The sequence below is a fragment of the Weissella sp. ESL1156 genome (assembly GCF_058505625.1).
This window is the reverse complement of sequence record NZ_CP196372.1, coordinates 300749-318441: the sequence shown is the minus strand read 5'-3', so window position 1 is coordinate 318441 and position 17693 is coordinate 300749. Positions and strand designations below refer to the sequence as shown.

Here is a 17693-nt window from a genome sequence, read left to right as displayed (position 1 = left end):
CATGATGAGCAATCATCTATTTTAATGTTCAATTACGTTGATAATAAAATTAGTACATCACCGAATAATTTTTTTCACATATTTGGCAACATTGGTATCTTTTTTCGCATCACTTAAGCTATTAAAGTACCAATTATAATCATACTTACTTTTTTGCGAAAACGAATTATTTCTCATATTACTATTAAAATTACCATTACCATTCAGTTCAAATGTTATTAAAGTTAAAATACCCGGACCATTTTCGGTATTCGATACACCATTATCATTAAATAAATGACTGGTTCCTAAATTACTTTTGGCATCAGTTGTACCATTACGATTAACTATTGTTGTATTATTCATTTGATTTATCAAATAATCATGTATCTGTTTTGCACTCCAAGTTGTTCGATAAATAATATCACTTTTTTTCTGCAAATGAATATAATGTCCAGCAGGCGCTTTTTTGAATTGTTCATTTATAGGTAATGACTCAAATTGCGCGTTCGTTAATGAATGATCGTGTGTGAAAACGCTGAATCCAATTGTACCAATTATTATTAGAAAAATTATATAAATATACCAAGTTTTGCCCTTGCTCCCCATGATAGTTATCCTCTAAATCTTTTCAGTAATTCTACCAAAAACTTCAACATTGTTATTATCAAAAATTTATGTGATTACGTAATTAATTAAAATTGCTCAATGAAACATCAAATTAATACCATTATTTTAATGACTGACCAACGATTTGCATAATTTAAAAAACAGATAACGTTATCACTTTTTAAGATATGTTGTTTTGATAAGTTAATTTTTAATGAATATTAACGTTTTCGCCAATTCCGATGGTTTTGTGGTAATACATTTTGTTCAATTAACTTAATAATTTGTCGATTCTGTGGCAAATCTGAATGTTGCGCATCATCACCTGTCACGGTTATTTGTGTATAATTAGCAACCTGTTTCTGAAAAATAAATTTGCCAGTTTCAACTGATTGCTCTGGTACAATACCGTCGTCGTCATATGTTTCTGTCCCCAATATTGAATACACCGTTAAATCACTAGGCAATTTGCTCCGATTTTTTATGAAATCATCAAGCATTTTGGTCCGATTATGCACATTTTTCTCAGAAAAATTATAAGGTGTGCCAATCGTCATCAATACTGATAATTGAACTGACTGCTTTTGATAGTACTTTTCTAAATAACGTGTCCAAATTAAACCACCATTTGAATGACCAATTGCTTGAAATTGTCGAAAACGATACCGTTCTTGCAAAGTTAGAATTGCTTTGTCTAACCACTGTGCTTGCTTTTTAATATTTTCATAACCATCCTGGTTGTTTTCAAAAGCTATGACAAAATAAGGTGCTGGATCATTTACATGATATTTACCATAAATTTTCACAACCCCTTGTTTATTAACCACTGCCTTAATCAAGCTATGTTTATTATTACCAGTATTTAATTGCTTGATTAAGTAATCAAATCGATCTTGTGAAGCTGAAGATCCTGGTACCAAAATCGTCGGTGATGTTTTTGAATTATAAATGGCACGATTCACCGTTGTTTTATGATGATTCCAATTGACTTCTAATATCAGCATGCTAACAATTAAGGTAACAGTACCCACTAAAAGGAACATTTTAATTATTTTCCGCATCTTTTATCTCCATCATCATTTGATGTGCCACCGGCCAATAGATCATGACATCAATTAGTAAAAGCACCATAATAACAATACTATAGGCAACCAAGTGATGTGATGCTAATCCACCAAAAAATAAATTAGGCATCCCGTTTGGCACCCAATAAACAGCCGGTTTTAAATGACAATATAATAATAAGCTACCAATGATGGCATTCGTTGTCGTCACCATAACCGCCCGTTTCAAAACATTAAATCGCCAAAAGATTGGCAACATAAAGGCCAACGGCCACCACAAATCAAAAATTAGTGGTATACCAACAAAATACCATTTTAATGGTATCTTCTTAAGCGAATGCCCTTGTACAATGAATGCAATAAACAAGGCTAACAACATCCCTGCACCACCCACTAATAAGAAACTAGATAACGGATAAGTCGTGAATAAATATGGTACCGTATGATGTTGTAAAGTTGCAACAAGATTGTCATTAGCACTTGTTAAATTAAGATCATGACTATCTAACATTGAAATGCTATTCAATCCTAGTAAATTGGTGATAGTTGATATAATCTGTAAAACAATTGTATGAAAAACATTTGTTGACCCATCCCCAATAAAGTTATTAAAACTTTGTTGTAGAAACATCGCCAAATTAAAATGATAAATTTTTTGTGCAATTAATATATACATCGCATATCCTGAACTAATCATGATACCCAGAGAAAAACGCCATTTGGAGGGTACTTTTTTTAGTGGCCAAGCAATTGAGATGACATATAATGGTAAAACTAACCAATTGAGATACAAAAGATTATTCATCAAACACCAGACAATTATCCCTGAAATAGCAACTAAAATACTTAAATGATCACGCAACATTTCTTCATGTAAGATTGATATCAATGATAAACTAATTACTAATACAATAACTAATTGATATCCTACCGTTATCAGCATATTCATCACCATATTAATGAAACCATGACTAGTCATAAATGACTGATAATTAAGAATGGTAGGGAAAAAGCCGTCTGGTTGAATAAACAAACGTTGTATCAATGTTAGCCATGTTAAAAAAATAACGCTTGGCAGTAGTTTATACATATTTTTTTGAACTATTCGGAATATCTGGTGCATTTAAATATACTCCTTCATTGAAATGAACAAAAAAAGGTGGTAGAGAGCCTCCACCACCTTAAAAGACAATTTAAAATATTCTCTATCGATAACCTACTTAATAAGCATACGAATCCATCATCCACGATTTTGTATAATATTTGTCAGTTAAATGATATGTTGGTGCTGGTTGCTTTGTTGTTAAAAAGTTATTCACTTTCTTATCAAACGCTAGCCAACCACGCCATCCTAAATGAATTGTATCTTGCATAAAATACTTTTTCTTACCATCATTTGAAAAATCAGCAATATTTTTAAATCCCTGAGACGTTAATTGATGTTTAATTTTTGCAACAGAGTGTTGATACATACTGGTATTTAACCCTGTATATCGAGCCCATTTTTCATTCACTGGTTGGATAACAAACAGCACATTTGTATTTGTGCGTGCAAATTGTTGTAAAATCAGCTGTAAATCACCGTATTCTGGTGATTGTAGATAGTTAACCGCTTTTTGTGACCCTTTAATTTCTTTTAATTGTGAAGCAATTCGTTGCTGATAAAAAGTATTATCAATTCCAAATTTATTATTCGTTGTATTATTTCGGGCATACGAATCTGCTAAAGTATTTAATTGTTGATAATTATAAGTTTTGGGTAAATTCTTAACCTTGGGCAAAATCTTTTTTGTATAGTTATTACCAATTTGTATGTCCGCAAATAACGAATCTTCATGATTTAAAAATCTTAATTTGATTGCTATTTTCGTTAAATCTGTATTAGATAAAGATTTTCCAGCGGCAATTTTTGCTAAATAATGATTTAGCGAAGAAGAGATATTCATTTGTAACAAACGTTTTGCAGCGTATTGATCAGCAGCTGTATTTTTAGCATGCTGCAACCAAGTTAAAGCTTGTGTTTGATTAAAATAATAATTAAATGCTGCTGGATCCTCTCCAGATTTAACAAACCACTGAGGTGAAATAACAAAAACAGCTTGTTTGTGACGCATTTGTTGTGTCATTTGTTGCATGCCAAAATATTGCGTTAAACATTGTGCCCCTCTTTGACCAAGTAGAAAAGGACGATATGATCGATGATAAGCTTCTGCCATGACTGATGGATGAAAGCTGTCCATGCGATTCCACTCACTAGAACCAAAAAATGGTACAAAACGATGATTTGGATCACTTAGTGCGCGTTGCTTTAAAGTCCCATTTTTAAAAACTGTTGGCGTTAAAGCATTAGCAGCACGCTGTTCCTCAAGAAAATTATGTTTTGTTTGACTTGATTCTGGAACCAACATGATTATTGAAAAAACCAGGACAAAAGCTAAGATCACTGGGCCAAAAATTAGGCCCAATTTTTTAAACATCTTGTAACTCCTTAATTCCTTGAATAATCTTATTCGCTGTATTCCAATCATCACGTCCCATTTCTGAAACTGGAATTTTAATATTAAACTTTGCTTCAAGTTCCAACACTAATTCAACGGTTCCCATTGAATCAAGCACACCGGCATCAAACAAATCGTCATCCATCATATCACTAACATCAGCCATAAATAATTCATTAATGATACTTAAAACTTCTTCTTTAATATTCATTTTAATATACCTCTTTTATTTATTAATAGTTGTGAAACCATAATTGATCTAAAAATCCTGAGAATAACAAGAAACTAAACATAACAACATTAAATGTTATAAAGATTGCTAATGCTTCTGTTAATTTATTATGTGGTAATTGATCTTTATGACGTCGTTTATAACGTAACCACCAATCATTAATAACCATACCTAGGCCATGGAAAATACCATAGCTAACATAATACCAAGTTACCCCATGCCAAAAACCCATAATAGTCATATTTAAGACATATACAACACCAGATGTCACATTACGGTTTTTAAAAACTTTGTGGCGCATAAATACCATTACTAAACGCATAAAAACAAAATCACGGAACCAAAAACTGAGTGACATATGCCACCGATTCCAAAAATCTTTTAAGTTTTTAGCCAAAAATGGTTTGTTAAAATTAACCGGTGTTTCAATACCCATCACATATGAAATGGCAATTGCAAACAATGAATAACCAGCAAAATCAAAAAATAAATCTAGGCCATAAACATACATCACACCAATTGTTGGTAAATTAAAGGCCCCTCCTTCTGCCAATGCCATATGTTCTATGTTTGGCAATAATAACGAGCCAAAAATATATGCCAAGATAAACTTATATAGAAACCCTAAAAAAAGGTAATGAACTGCTTTTTCCAGCATGCTTAAATATTTATCACGATCTGGTAAGTGTTCATAATCAGCAGTAAAACGACGAAAACGATCAATTGGTCCCGAAGAAATTGTTGGCATAAACAACATAAACCGTAAAAACTGGCTAAGTGTAAATTCTTTTAGCACACCATCACGTGTTTCCATTAACATACCAACCGATCGAAACATCAGATACGAAATACCTAAAAAACCAATAATTGAACTTTTACCCATAGTAAAGGCTGGTGTCAATTTAACAATTGCCAACGGCAAAATATCTAAAAAAACAGTACCATAAAAAATCCATTTATTATCCGCTTTTCTTCGATAAGCAGCATAACCAAAAACAATCATTGATTGCCAAATAATGTAACCACATAAGGCGACAAACTGCTGCCAATGGTCTCCTGCAAACATGAGAACAATAAAAATTAGTGAAATGATTGATTCATACCATTTCAGTCGCTTACCTAAAAAAATAGCGATAACGATTGGAACTAGTAAAACAATTAAATAAACAAAATATTGTGGATCCCCATAAGGTTGTAAATTAGGCAACGCTTGTAACCAATCCATCATCGCTTATTAACCTCACTAATTAGTGCCTTGATATTAATTTTACCGTTAGGCGTCAATGGTAACTCATCCCGATACAGAAATCTTGATGGCATCATATACGGCATCATATTATCTTTAATATCTTCCTTAATTGCCTTGGTCAACAACATCTCTTTACGAAATGCATCATGAACACCTGGCTTTAATCTGATAAATGCCAATAAATTTTGAACCTTATGCTGTTCATTATATCTAGGCACTGCAACTGCAGCAGAAACATACTTAGACATACTTAGTATTTGCGAAACTTCCTCTAATTCAATGCGAAAACCATTAAACTTAATCTGAAAATCTAACCGACCACCATAATGAAGCATACCTGCTGAGTCAAAATAACCAAGATCACCCGTATGATAGGCAGGTTGATTATGAAACATAAAAAAGGCTTGTTGTGTTTTTTCAAGATTATTAATATAACCCTTAGAAACACCTGGACCAGTAACAATAATCTCTCCCATTTTACCAGTTGGTAAAACTTCGCCCTCGTTGTCAACAACAACTGTTGGTGAATCAGGTTTTGGAAAACCAATTGGCAATCGTTCAGCTTGATCAAGCATTGCCGGTGTAATTTGTACAGCTGATAACGCAACGGTTGCTTCAGTAGGCCCATATGCATTCACAATTCTTGCGTTAGGGAATCTCTCGTGTAATTTTACTGCCGTATTAACTGTCAATTCCTCACCATCAAAATAAAAATATTTTATGCTGGGAAGATTTGCCTCATTAAAGTCTTCTGATAGCATCGCCATATCTGCAAATGATGGCGTTGAAGTCCATACATCTACCGGTAACTGAGGTAGTGTTTCAAATAACGTTTTGAAATTTTCAGTTATCTGTTTTGGTAGTGCATACAGCGTGCCACCCATTGCTAAAGTTGGCGCCCAATACATCACAGATAAATCAAAAGAATACGGTGGCTGTGCCAGCATTTGCGGGTGTTCAGGTATACAAAATGTCTCCGAATTAATCATCCAATTTGTAAAGGATAATAAATTATTATGAGATATTTGAACACCTTTTGGTAATCCCGTTGTACCAGACGTGAAAATAATGTAAAAATTATCGTCTGCGCTAACCGGATGCGTCATGACATACTTGTTTTTGGTTGAAAAGATGTCATGTAAAGCTGCCAATCCAACGACGGGAATCTGATCAACCTCTATTGGTAAAGGTTCGATTGCAATAATCAAACTTGGTTGTCCAATTTGTAAAATATTTGTGATACGCTCATTTGCCGAATTAACATCAACCGGCGCATATGCGTGACCTGATTTGCTTAAGCCAATAAAAGCGACTAACATTTCATATTGTTGTCCACCAAAAACCATGACTAAAGATTTTGGCGGAATATTTAATGAATCAATGTAAGCTGCTAATCCATCAGAATCGCGCTTCAAGTCAGCATACGTATGACATTCTCCGAGCATGTTATACATCGTTGTATTTGGTTGTGTCATTGCATAACCATCAATCGTCGCAAGCATATTCGTAATTTGCATGTTAACCCCTTAAAAATTTTAGTAGAGTAGATATTAAAACTCGTTATAAATAAAATGACCCTGACCTAAGCCTGAGTATCCATATAAATAAACAAGTGAAAAAATAATAACGGCATAAAATATTGTTTGACACAAAAATTTTAATGCCTGGCGCATCGTTTGTGAAACTTGTATTTTATCCACAGATTGCCCTCCTTATTATGACAATGTATTTCATAAATTGTCATTTATATTACAAATGTTTCAACAGTAAGTTAACGATTTAACCTTAACTATTTATTAAAAATAAATTATTCGTGCCACGATTTTTAACGTCTCATCATTTTTTAAGCCCAAAAATTCACCCATACTTTTTTAACATTTACTTTGTGCTATTATATTTAAAACATCATTTTAAGGCAATCAATCCACAGGCTTTTAACTATCTTATTTTTTTATAAATTTAAAATTTATTGATAGAAAGCGCTATTATATTCTTGTTACAATTTTTTATGCGCTTGGTCTTGCTAAATTTTAGTTAATAATAGGAGGTAATACATGTCAAAATTTGATTTATCTTTTGTAAAAAAACTAACAACTACTGAAAAGGCAGAGCTAGTTAGTGGTAAAAATTTTTGGTTTACGTCAAGTAATGAAATGCACAACATACCTGAAATAATGGTTACTGACGGGCCATCTGGATTACGTAAACAAGCCGATAATGCAGATGCACTAGGCTTGAATAAAAGTGTTGAAGCGATTGATTTTCCTAGCGCAGCATTAACCGCTAGTTCATTCAATGTTGATATGCTATATCAATTAGGACAGCATCTCGGCAAAGCTGCTAAATCAGAAAACGTTTCAGTATTACTTGGACCTGGAGTAAATATCAAACGTTCGCCTTTAGCCGGCCGCAACTTTGAATATTTCTCTGAAGATCCTTATTTAGCAGGTGAACTAGGTGTCGCTTACGTTAACGGTGTCCAACAACAAGGTGTTGGTGTTAGTGTAAAGCACTTTGCTGGCAATAATCGTGAAAATCAACGCTTCACTTCTTCTTCTAATATCGATGAACGTTCTTTGCGTGAAATTTATCTGTCAGCCTTTGAAAAAATTGTTAAACATGCTGAGCCAGCGACTATCATGTGTTCATACAATGCAATTAATGGTCAACTAAGCTCACAAAATTACCGCTTATTAACGCAAATTCTGCGTAACGAATGGGGATTTACCGGCCTTGTTATGTCTGATTGGGGCGCCGTTGCAGATAATATTGCTGCCTTAAAAGCTGGCTTAGACTTAGAGATGCCTGGTAATGGTGAATACTCAGTAAAACGAATCGTTACTGCCGTTCATAATGGTGAATTAGAAGAATCCGTCTTAGACACTGCTGTTTTGCGAGTTCTACATTTGGTCGAAAAATTTCATATTGAGAACAGCCATGCTTTAACCTATGATAAGGACGAACAACATGCATTTGCACGTCAAATTGCTGACGATAGCATGGTTCTCTTGAAGAATGATGAGCATATCTTACCAATAAGTACAACAGATAATGTCGCACTTATTGGCGAGTTAGCTGAAAAACCTCGCTATCAAGGTGGCGGTAGCTCACACGTTAATGCTTATAAAATCGTGACACCTCTTGCAGCTGCACAGTCTAGTAAACAACGTATCGTTTATGAACCAGGTTACCGCATCGATGACACAAAAACTGATGCACAAATGGTTCAAGATGCATTATCAGCTGCCAAAGCAAGTGATAAAGTAATTATGTTTGTTGGTGTGCCGGAACGTGATGAATCAGAAGGCTTTGATAAAAAAACACTTGATTTACCAGATAATCAAGTTTCATTAATTCATCAACTAGCCACAGTAAATTCTCATTTGATTGTTGTCTTACAAAATGGGTCTGCAATTACTATGCCGTGGAAAAATGAAGTGCAAGCTATTTTAGAAACTTATCTTGCTGGCGAAGCTGTTGGTGAAGCAACTTGGGATATTTTAACAGGTCAGGTAAATCCTTCTGGTAAATTGGCTGAAACCTTCCCAATTAAAATTCAAGATACCCCAACTTATGGCACATTTAATGCTAGTCACCATGAAGAAAACTATCATGAAGGTATTTTTGTTGGTTATCGTTACTATGATTTAAAAGAACGTCCTGTTAGTTTCCCATTTGGACATGGATTAAGCTATACAACATTTAAATACGATCATTTGAAGATACAAAGTAATGAAGAAAGTGTTCATGTACACTTTACAATAACAAATACTGGCCAACGTTTCGGGCAAGAAGTTGCCCAATTATATATTGAAAACTTAGTAAGCGATGTCGAAATGCCCGTTAATTCTTTACAATCATTTAAAAAGGTTGCTCTGGCCCCTGGCCAAACAAAAGATATTGACATTGAATTAAGACGACGTCATTTTGCTTGGTATAACGTCAATAATCAATCTTGGGTCGTTGATAACGGCGATTATCTCATTAAAATTGGTAGTTCATCACGAGACATTCACTTAACGCAACGTTTATTTGTTAAATTGGGAACAAGTTCATTAGCACCTATAACAACAGAAACCTATATCAGTGAAGTTGTTAAACGAGATGACTTACAACCAGCTCTGCAAGAATCAGGTCTTAATGAAGTCATTACTTACATGACAAGCACTGAGGATAATCAAGAATTACTAGCTAATATGCCACTAAGAGCAGTCGTTATGGTCGGTGCTGACATCAAGCAATTAAATGATTTTCTATCTTTAGCTAACCAATAACAAGTCTCAGTAAAAAGCCACGTATGATGATTAATTTTAAATCATCATATGTGGCTTTTTATATAATAATCAACAATTACAGAATTCCTTCTAACAAGGCACAATAAATAGTTAAAATAAGTAAATCAGCGGATCCACCCAGACTTAAATTTTTCTCAATAAATACTTCATCAAGATCTGCCAAATATTGCATGCCTGCTCCTGTCTGACTCCCACCTAATTGAAAGAAATGATTAATTTTTTCTTTCACCCAAGGTAAAACATTAACGGTTCCTGCTCGTTTAATAAGATTGGAGTCTTCCGTATTTTTCACAATGATCATCAAAGTATCTAACAATTTTTGATTGCGTGTTCCTCGAATCTTTCTTAAATATGGCAACGCAATTTTAAATACAACTGGATAACCACTTGCAGCTTCCGCGCGAATTCCGCCTTTACCATACTGTATGAACTGCTTTTCACCTGCAGTTAATTCGTTTTTATTGGTTAAACCATTAAAATCTGTTGCAATTAATTCTTGTAACATTTTCTGAATCACTGGCACAAAATCGTTAGTTTGATAAGATTGTTCAGATTGCTGACAATAACCAGTGGCTGCCACCAAAATACCTAACGAAAAAATAGCACCTTTATGAGTATTAACGCCTTTTGTCGCCTGAAACATTAATTTTTCGGCCTGCATACCAATTGGTCGTATTTGTTTAAATAATGCTGTTAATTGTTGACCTTTAAATTTGACACCACAGTCATAAACTGACATAAAGTAAGGTCGTAAAGCAATTGCACTATCTATAAAAGTAAACATATCCATATCATCATGTGCACCAACACTTATCGGATCTACCAAACCCGGTTTTGGTTTGACAGAAACTTCATACAGTAATGCTTTCACTGCTGCATCTATCACTTCTTGTTTTGTCATCATCATTTCCCTTCAAAGTAATCACCACACAAAATATTAATAGCTTGCTTAATCTCCTGACTAGAGTGTTTCTGCATACGTGCACATATTTTTGCCGGCTGTTGACAAACAAAACATACTCTTTGTGGTAATCCTAATGCCGTTCGTGAGATTTGCTTAGCTGCCCTTTTATGGGTCATCACATCCACATCAAATAGGCGACCTAAGATGTAATCCACTTCAAACTGAATGGTCTCACGCTTAACATCATCAATTGACCCATCGATAACGATAAACCCTTCTGGACCAGTTAAACGATCAAGGTCGTATTGGCTAACTAATTCTTCATTATTCAAAAAAGTCGTCTTTAATTTCTGCCAACCGTCTATAAATATTTGTGTCATTAGTTGATTATTCTTAATGGCACCAGGTATGTTTAATTTAACGGCAACAACAACAGCTTGTGGATATTTGTTCATTAACTGCTGCTGTTGTTCAACTCGCCAATCTTTATTGTCTAAAATTTCGAGTAGCGTTACGGGTGAACCTTCTTTAAATATATCAACCATGCCATCACTCCTCATATCTAATATGTATAAGGACAAACATCACTAATCAGCGACATTTGTCCTTCATAAATTAATCCTTTACCTCTTTAATGACATCAATAATTGATCCATCGCGATATTCAATCATTGCAACAACCTTGTCTGTAAACTCAAGTTGCTTAGGTCGACCAACAATTTCTTCCGCTTTTTGTTGCATTTCTTCAATTGTGTAAACTGGTACACCAGGAATGTGGCCAAGTGTTTCCATCAGGTCTTGACGCTTTGGGTTAATGGCAATCCCAATCTCTGTCACTAACACATCAATTGAATCTCCTGGCGTAACAACAGTTGTGACGTCTGGTACAACCGTTGCAATTCGACCACGAACTAATGGTGCTGAAATAATTGTTAACTTTGCTGCAGCAGCATCTTGGTGACCACCAATTGCACCACGAATAACACCATCTGACCCTGACATAACATTGACATTAAACTTCGTATCAATTTCAAGCGCTGAAAGAATCACGATATCTAATTTGTCAACCATTGCACCCTTATTAGCTGGATCAGCATACCATGAAGCATCAATTTCTTGCTGATTCTTGTTCAAATGCATAGAAGCTGCGGCGCCTTTATCAAAGTCTTGCACGTCCATCACACGATCAACTAATCCTTCTTCAAGTAAATCAATCGTAGGCTTCGTGATACCACCTAAGGCAAATGAAGCTTTAATTTGATTATCAATCATTGATTGACGTAGGAAACGTGTCACGGCTAATGCTGCACCACCTGAACCAGTTTGGAATGAAAAGCCATCTTTGAAATAACTTGAATGCGTAATGACTTTATTAACAGTCTGTGCGATTTTAAGTTCTTTAGGATCTTTGGTAAAACGAGTTGCTCCTGACCCAATCTTATCAGCATCCCCAACTTGATCTACCTTAACCACGTAATCAACTTGCGTTTGATTAATTGAAGCAGGCACATTTGGGTAATCTTTCAAATTATCAGTAATTAAAACAACTTTATCAGCATATTGTGCATCTACTAACGCATAACCAAGTGAACCGAAAGCAGTTTCACCATCCATACCATTTGCATTTCCCATTTCATCAGCATTAGGTACACCCAAAAAGGCCACATCAATTTTAATTTCACCTGATTCGATTGCACGAGCACGATTACCATGAGAACGGAAAATAACAGGATTTTTTAATGCACCGTGTGATACAGCATCCCCTAACGTACCACGCATTCCTGAAGATGTAATATTTGTAACAACACCCTTGTTGATTGCTTCGACCACAATATCATTCATAACATTTGTTAATGATGATGGTGCCAAAGTCAAGTCACGATAGCCTTCATCAATGATAATGCGCATCACCTTGTTAAAGACATAATCTCCTTCTCTAAAATGATGATGGAAAGAAATCGTCATACCATCCTTAACTGTTTGCTTAACCACTTGGACTAGCGAATCAACAATCTTACTTTCAACTGCTGTGGCATGAACCTTTGGTGCAACACGCTGAATATCAGGCGTACCAAAATCAGTTGTTTTAAAGGGTTCATAATCCAGACGACTCATCAATTTTTCCGGCAATTCGCGGTTTACATTATTCTTCAATGTTATTTCCCTCCTCATCTACAAGATGTGCTGCTTTCGCAAGACGCATCACACGTTCTGCTCGTAAGACAACTGGTCGATCCACCATCTGACCATTCATTGAGATAACACCAGAACCTTTTGCATGAGCTTCAGCAATTGCAGCAACAACGTTCTGTGCATTTTCAATTTCTTTTGCTGTTGGTTGATAAACTTTATTAACCATTTCAATTTGTCGTGGATTAACCAATGACTTACCATCAAAGCCAAGTTGATGAATCAATTCAGTTTCACGATAGAATCCTGCTTCGTCATCCATATTCGTAAACACCGTATCAAAAGCAGCAATACCTGCTGCTCGTGCTGCATGAAGAATCATGTTTCGAGCAAATAGCAACTCTTGACCATCAGGATAACGGTGAGTTTTCATATCAGTTGTATAATCCTCAGCTGATAAAGCAATACCAATCATCCGTTTCGAAGACTCAGCAATTTCATAAGCATTCAAAACACCCTTAGCTGATTCAATCGCTGCCATAATATGGGTTGAACCAACTTCACGACCAAATTCACGTTCAGCATCTGCAATAAACGATTCAAGTTGTATCATCATCTTAGCTGATTCAACCTTTGGTAAACGAATCACATCGATACCGGCTTTGACCATCGCTTTAATATCATTTTCATAATATGGTGTATCTAGCCCATTAATACGAACGACTAACTCTGCATCACCATAATCAACTGTTTGTAATGCTTCATAAACTAAGTAACGAGCGGCATCTTTTTCGCCCATCGACACAGCATCTTCCAAATCAAACATAATTGAATCAGCACCATAAATACCAGCATCTTTAACCATGGCTGGATTATTACCTGGTACAAACATCATCGTCCGGCGCAAACGTTCTACTTGTTCTGCCATTAGAGCACCTCCCACGTTGGTTGATCAACAATATCTAATGCACGTTGTACGGCTGTAATAGTCCGTGCTTTGATAACCATGTCAAGAGCACCCTTATCAATGATTTTGACGTCCACGTTTGTAATATCATAATGTGTTAATACATCAGTGACTGTCTGCCGAATTTGATCTCCAAATTGTTTTTCGACATCGGACTCAACATCAAATTGAATGCCTGAAGTTCCTTTTGAAAGCATGATTTGTACATCAGAAGACTCTAATGTACCGGCAATTGCCGTTTGCTTAATTTCCATTAATCCTTTGTCCTTTCTTAATGCGACTTTGTATATTAACAAAATTCTTTTTAATATAATTTAGCGTAGAGACTGGCACGTTTTTTGCAACTGTTTCTAAATCATTTTTCGCAATTGCTTGGCGCACGTTCCTCGCCGAAATAATATCACCATTCTCATTTTCTTTTCTCTGGATAATTCGCACATCAACTTGATCTGCCAATTCATGTTGCAAGCTTTGATTATAAATTGCTGTTGTTCTTGAAAAAGGTTCATAACCAAGATATCGACTTGTAATCGCTAATGATGGCACAATTTTTTGTTTAAACAGTGTGGCATCCAATGTTGTTTGATATCTAATAACATCGTTTTCAGATTTGATAAAATAGGCTGGAAAAGTCGTATAACTAACCATATAAGGGCCACCATCTACGACACAAACATTGCCTAAATCTTGAATGCCTTGTGAAACTAATGCTAGTCTTTCCTTAGTCGTAAACAACGACACATCTTGATTAACCACAAAGACATAAACAAAGTCATTTTCTTTAGCAGCTTGTTCAATTAAATACCGATGTCCTAAGGTGAATGGATTCGCATTTATCACAAGACTTGCAATTTTTTTATGACCATCATTCTGTATTTTTGGTACACGATTAAGGTAATCACTGATATTGGGATGCCCTTTTTCTAACAAAACTCCCTGGTTAGTTAACGCTAATTCATTAAATCCGACGTATTGAAAACTCGTCAGATACTGTGGCTTTGTAAATACAAATATGTGAAAAATGCCTCGTTGTGCCAAGCGATTCGTTAATTCGGTCAATATCAAATTGAATCGTGAACCTTTTGGCACATCTTTTTCACAAGCAGCAATATATTTAATTACCTGACCAGCAATTGAACCAGTTGCAACTAAATCATCGCCTTTATAAATACCCACCGTTTCATCAATCGTTGCTATTTCACGATCGTCAAATCTGGTAATACCACGATCAATCAAAAAAGTTTCCCATTTATGTCGCACAGCTGGATTTGCTATATATAAATCTTTCACTTGCATCATGACAAATCCTCCTTGCGAAAATTATCCTATAACAATGTCTGTAGCATCATAATGACTGGTACAACAATGATAAACAATACTGAAGCTGATGCAACAACATTCGTTGCAAATTTTACATCACCATGATACTCGTTAGCCATAATTGGTAACACAGCCAAAGTTGGTGTTGCTGATTGAATAATCAACGTTTGTTGGAAGATTGAATTTAATTGAATACCAAATAGGTGTGAACCAATTAAAATCAAGGCAACCATAATAATTGGTGATAAAATAAAACGACCAACTAACGTCATAATAACATGACTATCAAATTTCATATTACTTAAGCCAAAGTTACGTAACATAATACCAATGTAAATCAAAGATAATGGTGTAACCAAGTTACCTAAATCAGGTACAAATGTCTGACTCAAAAATGAAATGGATTCATAAGCATGCTTTAATGGTGCAATATAGACAAATGGTAGTGCGGCAATAAAACCATACAATGGTACTGGTAATAAGTGTGACCAATCAAACTTTACCTTTTGCCCATTCGCACCCACTGTTGGATCATCTTGAGCAATTACCCAAACACCCAAAGTCCAAACAATAATCGTATTAATAATGTAGTAAACCAATAAATATGGTATTGATGTTTGACCAAACAATGCTGTATTTAGTGGCATACCAATGAACACGGTATTTGCACCATTGATTGCTTGAATCATTAATCCGCGCCGACCATGTGGTACTTTCATTAATTTCACCACGTATGATGTGACTGCGTAACCAATAAGAATGGCTAAAATAACATAAATTAATCCAGCGGCTAGCTTTGAAAGTTGTGACGGATTAAATCGTTCTAGCATTGCATTAAAAATTGAAACTGGCAATGCAATTTTCATAATCAACTTTGATAATGAATTTGAAAATCCTTCTGAAAAATATCCTTTTCCTTGTGCCCAATACCCTACTGCCATTAATAAGATAATGGCAAGTACAGATTGAATTGAATTCCAAAATACACCCATTTATATTCACTTCCTAAATCATTTTTGCCTTATGTTTGTTTCAATGTTCTTTACTTTCCTTTTTAATTAATTATCTAATATACCTACATAACTGAATACTGCTTCAGATACTGTCTCCACAACACCAGTATCAAACACACCAGGGACGATGTTTTCTTTATTCGGCTTTTTAATCATATGCGCTAATCCCTCAGCGATTTTTACTTGCAGATTTATATCAACCTTTTTTAAACCACTAGCAAGTAATCCTTTAAACAAACCTGGAAATACTAAAATATTATTAACCTGGTTCGGCCATTGCGATGAACCGGTTGCTACAACGGCTGCACCAGCAGCATTTGCTTCAGTTGGATCAATCTCAGGAACCGGATTAGCTAAAGCAAAGACAATCGGTTGATTGGCCATTCGCTCAACCATCTCTCCAGACAAAACATTAGCATCCGACAAGCCAATGAAAACATCTTGATCATCAATCACATCATCTAATGTCTTACCTTGTGCTTGTATGACTTGTTGCGCCAATTCACGCTGATAGCTGTTATACCTAGCGTCATCATCCCGGATAACACCATGAATATCGACCAAAGTTAAATGTTGAATACCGGCAGCTAATAAAATCTTGGCTGTTGCAACTCCCGAAGCACCAACACCATTAATAACCACTTTTAAATTCTTTAATGACTTACCAACATATTTCGCAGCATTAATCAAACCAGCTAATACAACGATAGCCGTTCCAGTTTGATCATCATGATAAACCGGAATGTCCAAAACTTTGTTTAATCTTTCTTCAATTTCAAATACACGTGGCGCAGCAATATCTTCTAAATGAATACCTGCAAATGACTTAGACATATTTTTAATCGTTGCCACAAATTCTGGAATAGGCACTTGATTCAATGCTAATGGCATTGCATCAACATTTGCAAAATCTTTGTATAATAATGCTTTTCCCTCAATAATTGGTAATCCAGCAGAGGGGCCAACATTTCCTAATCCCAATACAGCAGAACCATCGGTTATAATTGCAATCAACTTGCCACTTGTCGTGTATTTATTTTTTTCAGTTTCATCTTTTTGAATTAATTTTGCCAAATCAGCAACACCAGGTGTATATGCCTCACTTAATTCAGTTCGATTTGTCACGTCAAATGCCGGGTTAATGCCTAAAACACCAGTATGATTTTCATGCAATGCTAGCACTTTTTCCCTGTCGACCAAGATTTATACCTCCTGTCAAATACTTTTGATTCTAATTTTAATTATTTAAACGTGCACGCTTTCATTTGTTAACATTTGTAATTGTAGCGCTTTATTTTAAAAAATTAAAGAGTTTATTTTATATTTTTTAAAATAAACTCTATATTTTTAAATGTTATAAAATTTCTGAGAAAATAGTACTGGTTACAAGTTCATTTATCCAAATATTTTTTAAATTTTTTAAGTGTATTTCT

17 protein-coding genes are annotated in these 17693 nt (G+C 35.0%); 1 reads left to right on the top strand and 16 read right to left on the bottom strand.

Annotation, left to right across the window (positions count from 1 at the left end; genetic code table 11):
• Positions 1–57 precede the first annotated feature (57 nt).
• The 8 genes from ACSKY2_RS01570 to ACSKY2_RS01535 form a co-directional block, all read right to left on the bottom strand.
• Positions 58–588 (bottom strand): hypothetical protein, encoded by a 531-nt coding sequence (locus ACSKY2_RS01570; RefSeq protein ID WP_489877864.1) that lies wholly within the window; start codon positions 586–588, stop codon positions 58–60.
• Positions 589–809: 221 nt separating this feature from the next.
• Positions 810–1649, bottom strand: coding sequence for an alpha/beta hydrolase (locus ACSKY2_RS01565; RefSeq protein ID WP_489877863.1), 840 nt, complete (start codon positions 1647–1649; stop codon positions 810–812).
• The gene (locus ACSKY2_RS01560) at positions 1633–2775 is read right to left on the bottom strand and encodes a hypothetical protein (protein WP_491737200.1); all 1143 of its coding nucleotides are present in this window, start codon (positions 2773–2775) and stop codon (positions 1633–1635) included. The genes ACSKY2_RS01565 and ACSKY2_RS01560 overlap by 17 nt, the downstream gene beginning before the upstream one ends.
• Positions 2776–2872: 97 nt before the next feature.
• A complete protein-coding gene (dltD, locus tag ACSKY2_RS01555; protein ID WP_489877861.1) occupies positions 2873–4129 on the bottom strand; it encodes a D-alanyl-lipoteichoic acid biosynthesis protein DltD in 1257 nt (418 codons plus the stop codon).
• Positions 4122–4361 (bottom strand): D-alanine--poly(phosphoribitol) ligase subunit DltC, encoded by a 240-nt coding sequence (gene dltC, locus ACSKY2_RS01550; protein WP_489839659.1) that lies wholly within the window; start codon positions 4359–4361, stop codon positions 4122–4124. Before dltC ends, dltD begins: the two co-directional genes overlap by 8 nt.
• Positions 4362–4383: 22 nt before the next feature.
• Complete coding sequence (dltB, locus tag ACSKY2_RS01545) at positions 4384–5610, bottom strand: D-alanyl-lipoteichoic acid biosynthesis protein DltB (RefSeq protein WP_489877860.1); 1227 nt, start codon at positions 5608–5610, stop codon at positions 4384–4386.
• A complete protein-coding gene (gene dltA, locus ACSKY2_RS01540) occupies positions 5607–7133 on the bottom strand; it encodes a D-alanine--poly(phosphoribitol) ligase subunit DltA (protein WP_489878216.1) in 1527 nt (508 codons plus the stop codon). The genes dltB and dltA overlap by 4 nt, the downstream gene beginning before the upstream one ends.
• A 48-nt stretch (positions 7134–7181) precedes the next feature.
• The gene (locus ACSKY2_RS01535) at positions 7182–7304 is read right to left on the bottom strand and encodes a teichoic acid D-Ala incorporation-associated protein DltX (RefSeq protein WP_489878215.1); all 123 of its coding nucleotides are present in this window, start codon (positions 7302–7304) and stop codon (positions 7182–7184) included.
• A gap of 381 nt (positions 7305–7685) precedes the next feature.
• Here ACSKY2_RS01535 and ACSKY2_RS01530 point away from each other — a divergent pair, with 381 nt between their 5' ends.
• Positions 7686–9905, top strand: coding sequence for a glycoside hydrolase family 3 C-terminal domain-containing protein (locus ACSKY2_RS01530; RefSeq protein ID WP_489877859.1), 2220 nt, complete (start codon positions 7686–7688; stop codon positions 9903–9905).
• A gap of 76 nt (positions 9906–9981) precedes the next feature.
• Here ACSKY2_RS01530 and citG read toward each other — a convergent pair whose 3' ends face one another.
• From citG to ACSKY2_RS01490, 8 genes are all read right to left on the bottom strand, one after another.
• Positions 9982–10827: a triphosphoribosyl-dephospho-CoA synthase CitG gene (gene citG, locus ACSKY2_RS01525; RefSeq protein ID WP_489877858.1), complete on the bottom strand. Its 846-nt coding sequence runs from the start codon at positions 10825–10827 to the stop codon at positions 9982–9984.
• Between the two features lie 2 nt (positions 10828–10829).
• A complete protein-coding gene (gene citX, locus ACSKY2_RS01520) occupies positions 10830–11375 on the bottom strand; it encodes a citrate lyase holo-[acyl-carrier protein] synthase (RefSeq protein WP_489877857.1) in 546 nt (181 codons plus the stop codon).
• A gap of 70 nt (positions 11376–11445) precedes the next feature.
• Complete coding sequence (gene citF / locus ACSKY2_RS01515) at positions 11446–12984, bottom strand: citrate lyase subunit alpha (protein ID WP_489877856.1); 1539 nt, start codon at positions 12982–12984, stop codon at positions 11446–11448.
• Entirely contained in the window at positions 12974–13888 is a 915-nt protein-coding gene (gene citE / locus ACSKY2_RS01510) for a citrate (pro-3S)-lyase subunit beta (protein WP_489839665.1), read from the bottom strand. The genes citF and citE overlap by 11 nt, the downstream gene beginning before the upstream one ends.
• Entirely contained in the window at positions 13888–14181 is a 294-nt protein-coding gene (gene citD, locus ACSKY2_RS01505; protein ID WP_489877855.1) for a citrate lyase acyl carrier protein, read from the bottom strand. Before citD ends, citE begins: the two co-directional genes overlap by 1 nt.
• Positions 14171–15223, bottom strand: coding sequence for a [citrate (pro-3S)-lyase] ligase (gene citC / locus ACSKY2_RS01500; RefSeq protein ID WP_489878214.1), 1053 nt, complete (start codon positions 15221–15223; stop codon positions 14171–14173). Before citC ends, citD begins: the two co-directional genes overlap by 11 nt.
• Positions 15224–15252: 29 nt before the next feature.
• Positions 15253–16239 carry an AEC family transporter gene (locus tag ACSKY2_RS01495; RefSeq protein WP_489839667.1) on the bottom strand — a complete coding sequence of 329 codons (987 nt, stop codon included), beginning with the start codon at positions 16237–16239 and terminating at the stop codon, positions 15253–15255.
• 66 nt (positions 16240–16305) lie between these two features.
• Positions 16306–17460, bottom strand: a complete 1155-nt coding sequence (locus tag ACSKY2_RS01490; protein ID WP_489877854.1) for an NAD(P)-dependent malic enzyme — start codon at positions 17458–17460, stop codon at positions 16306–16308.
• Between the last annotated feature and the right edge of the window lie 233 nt (positions 17461–17693).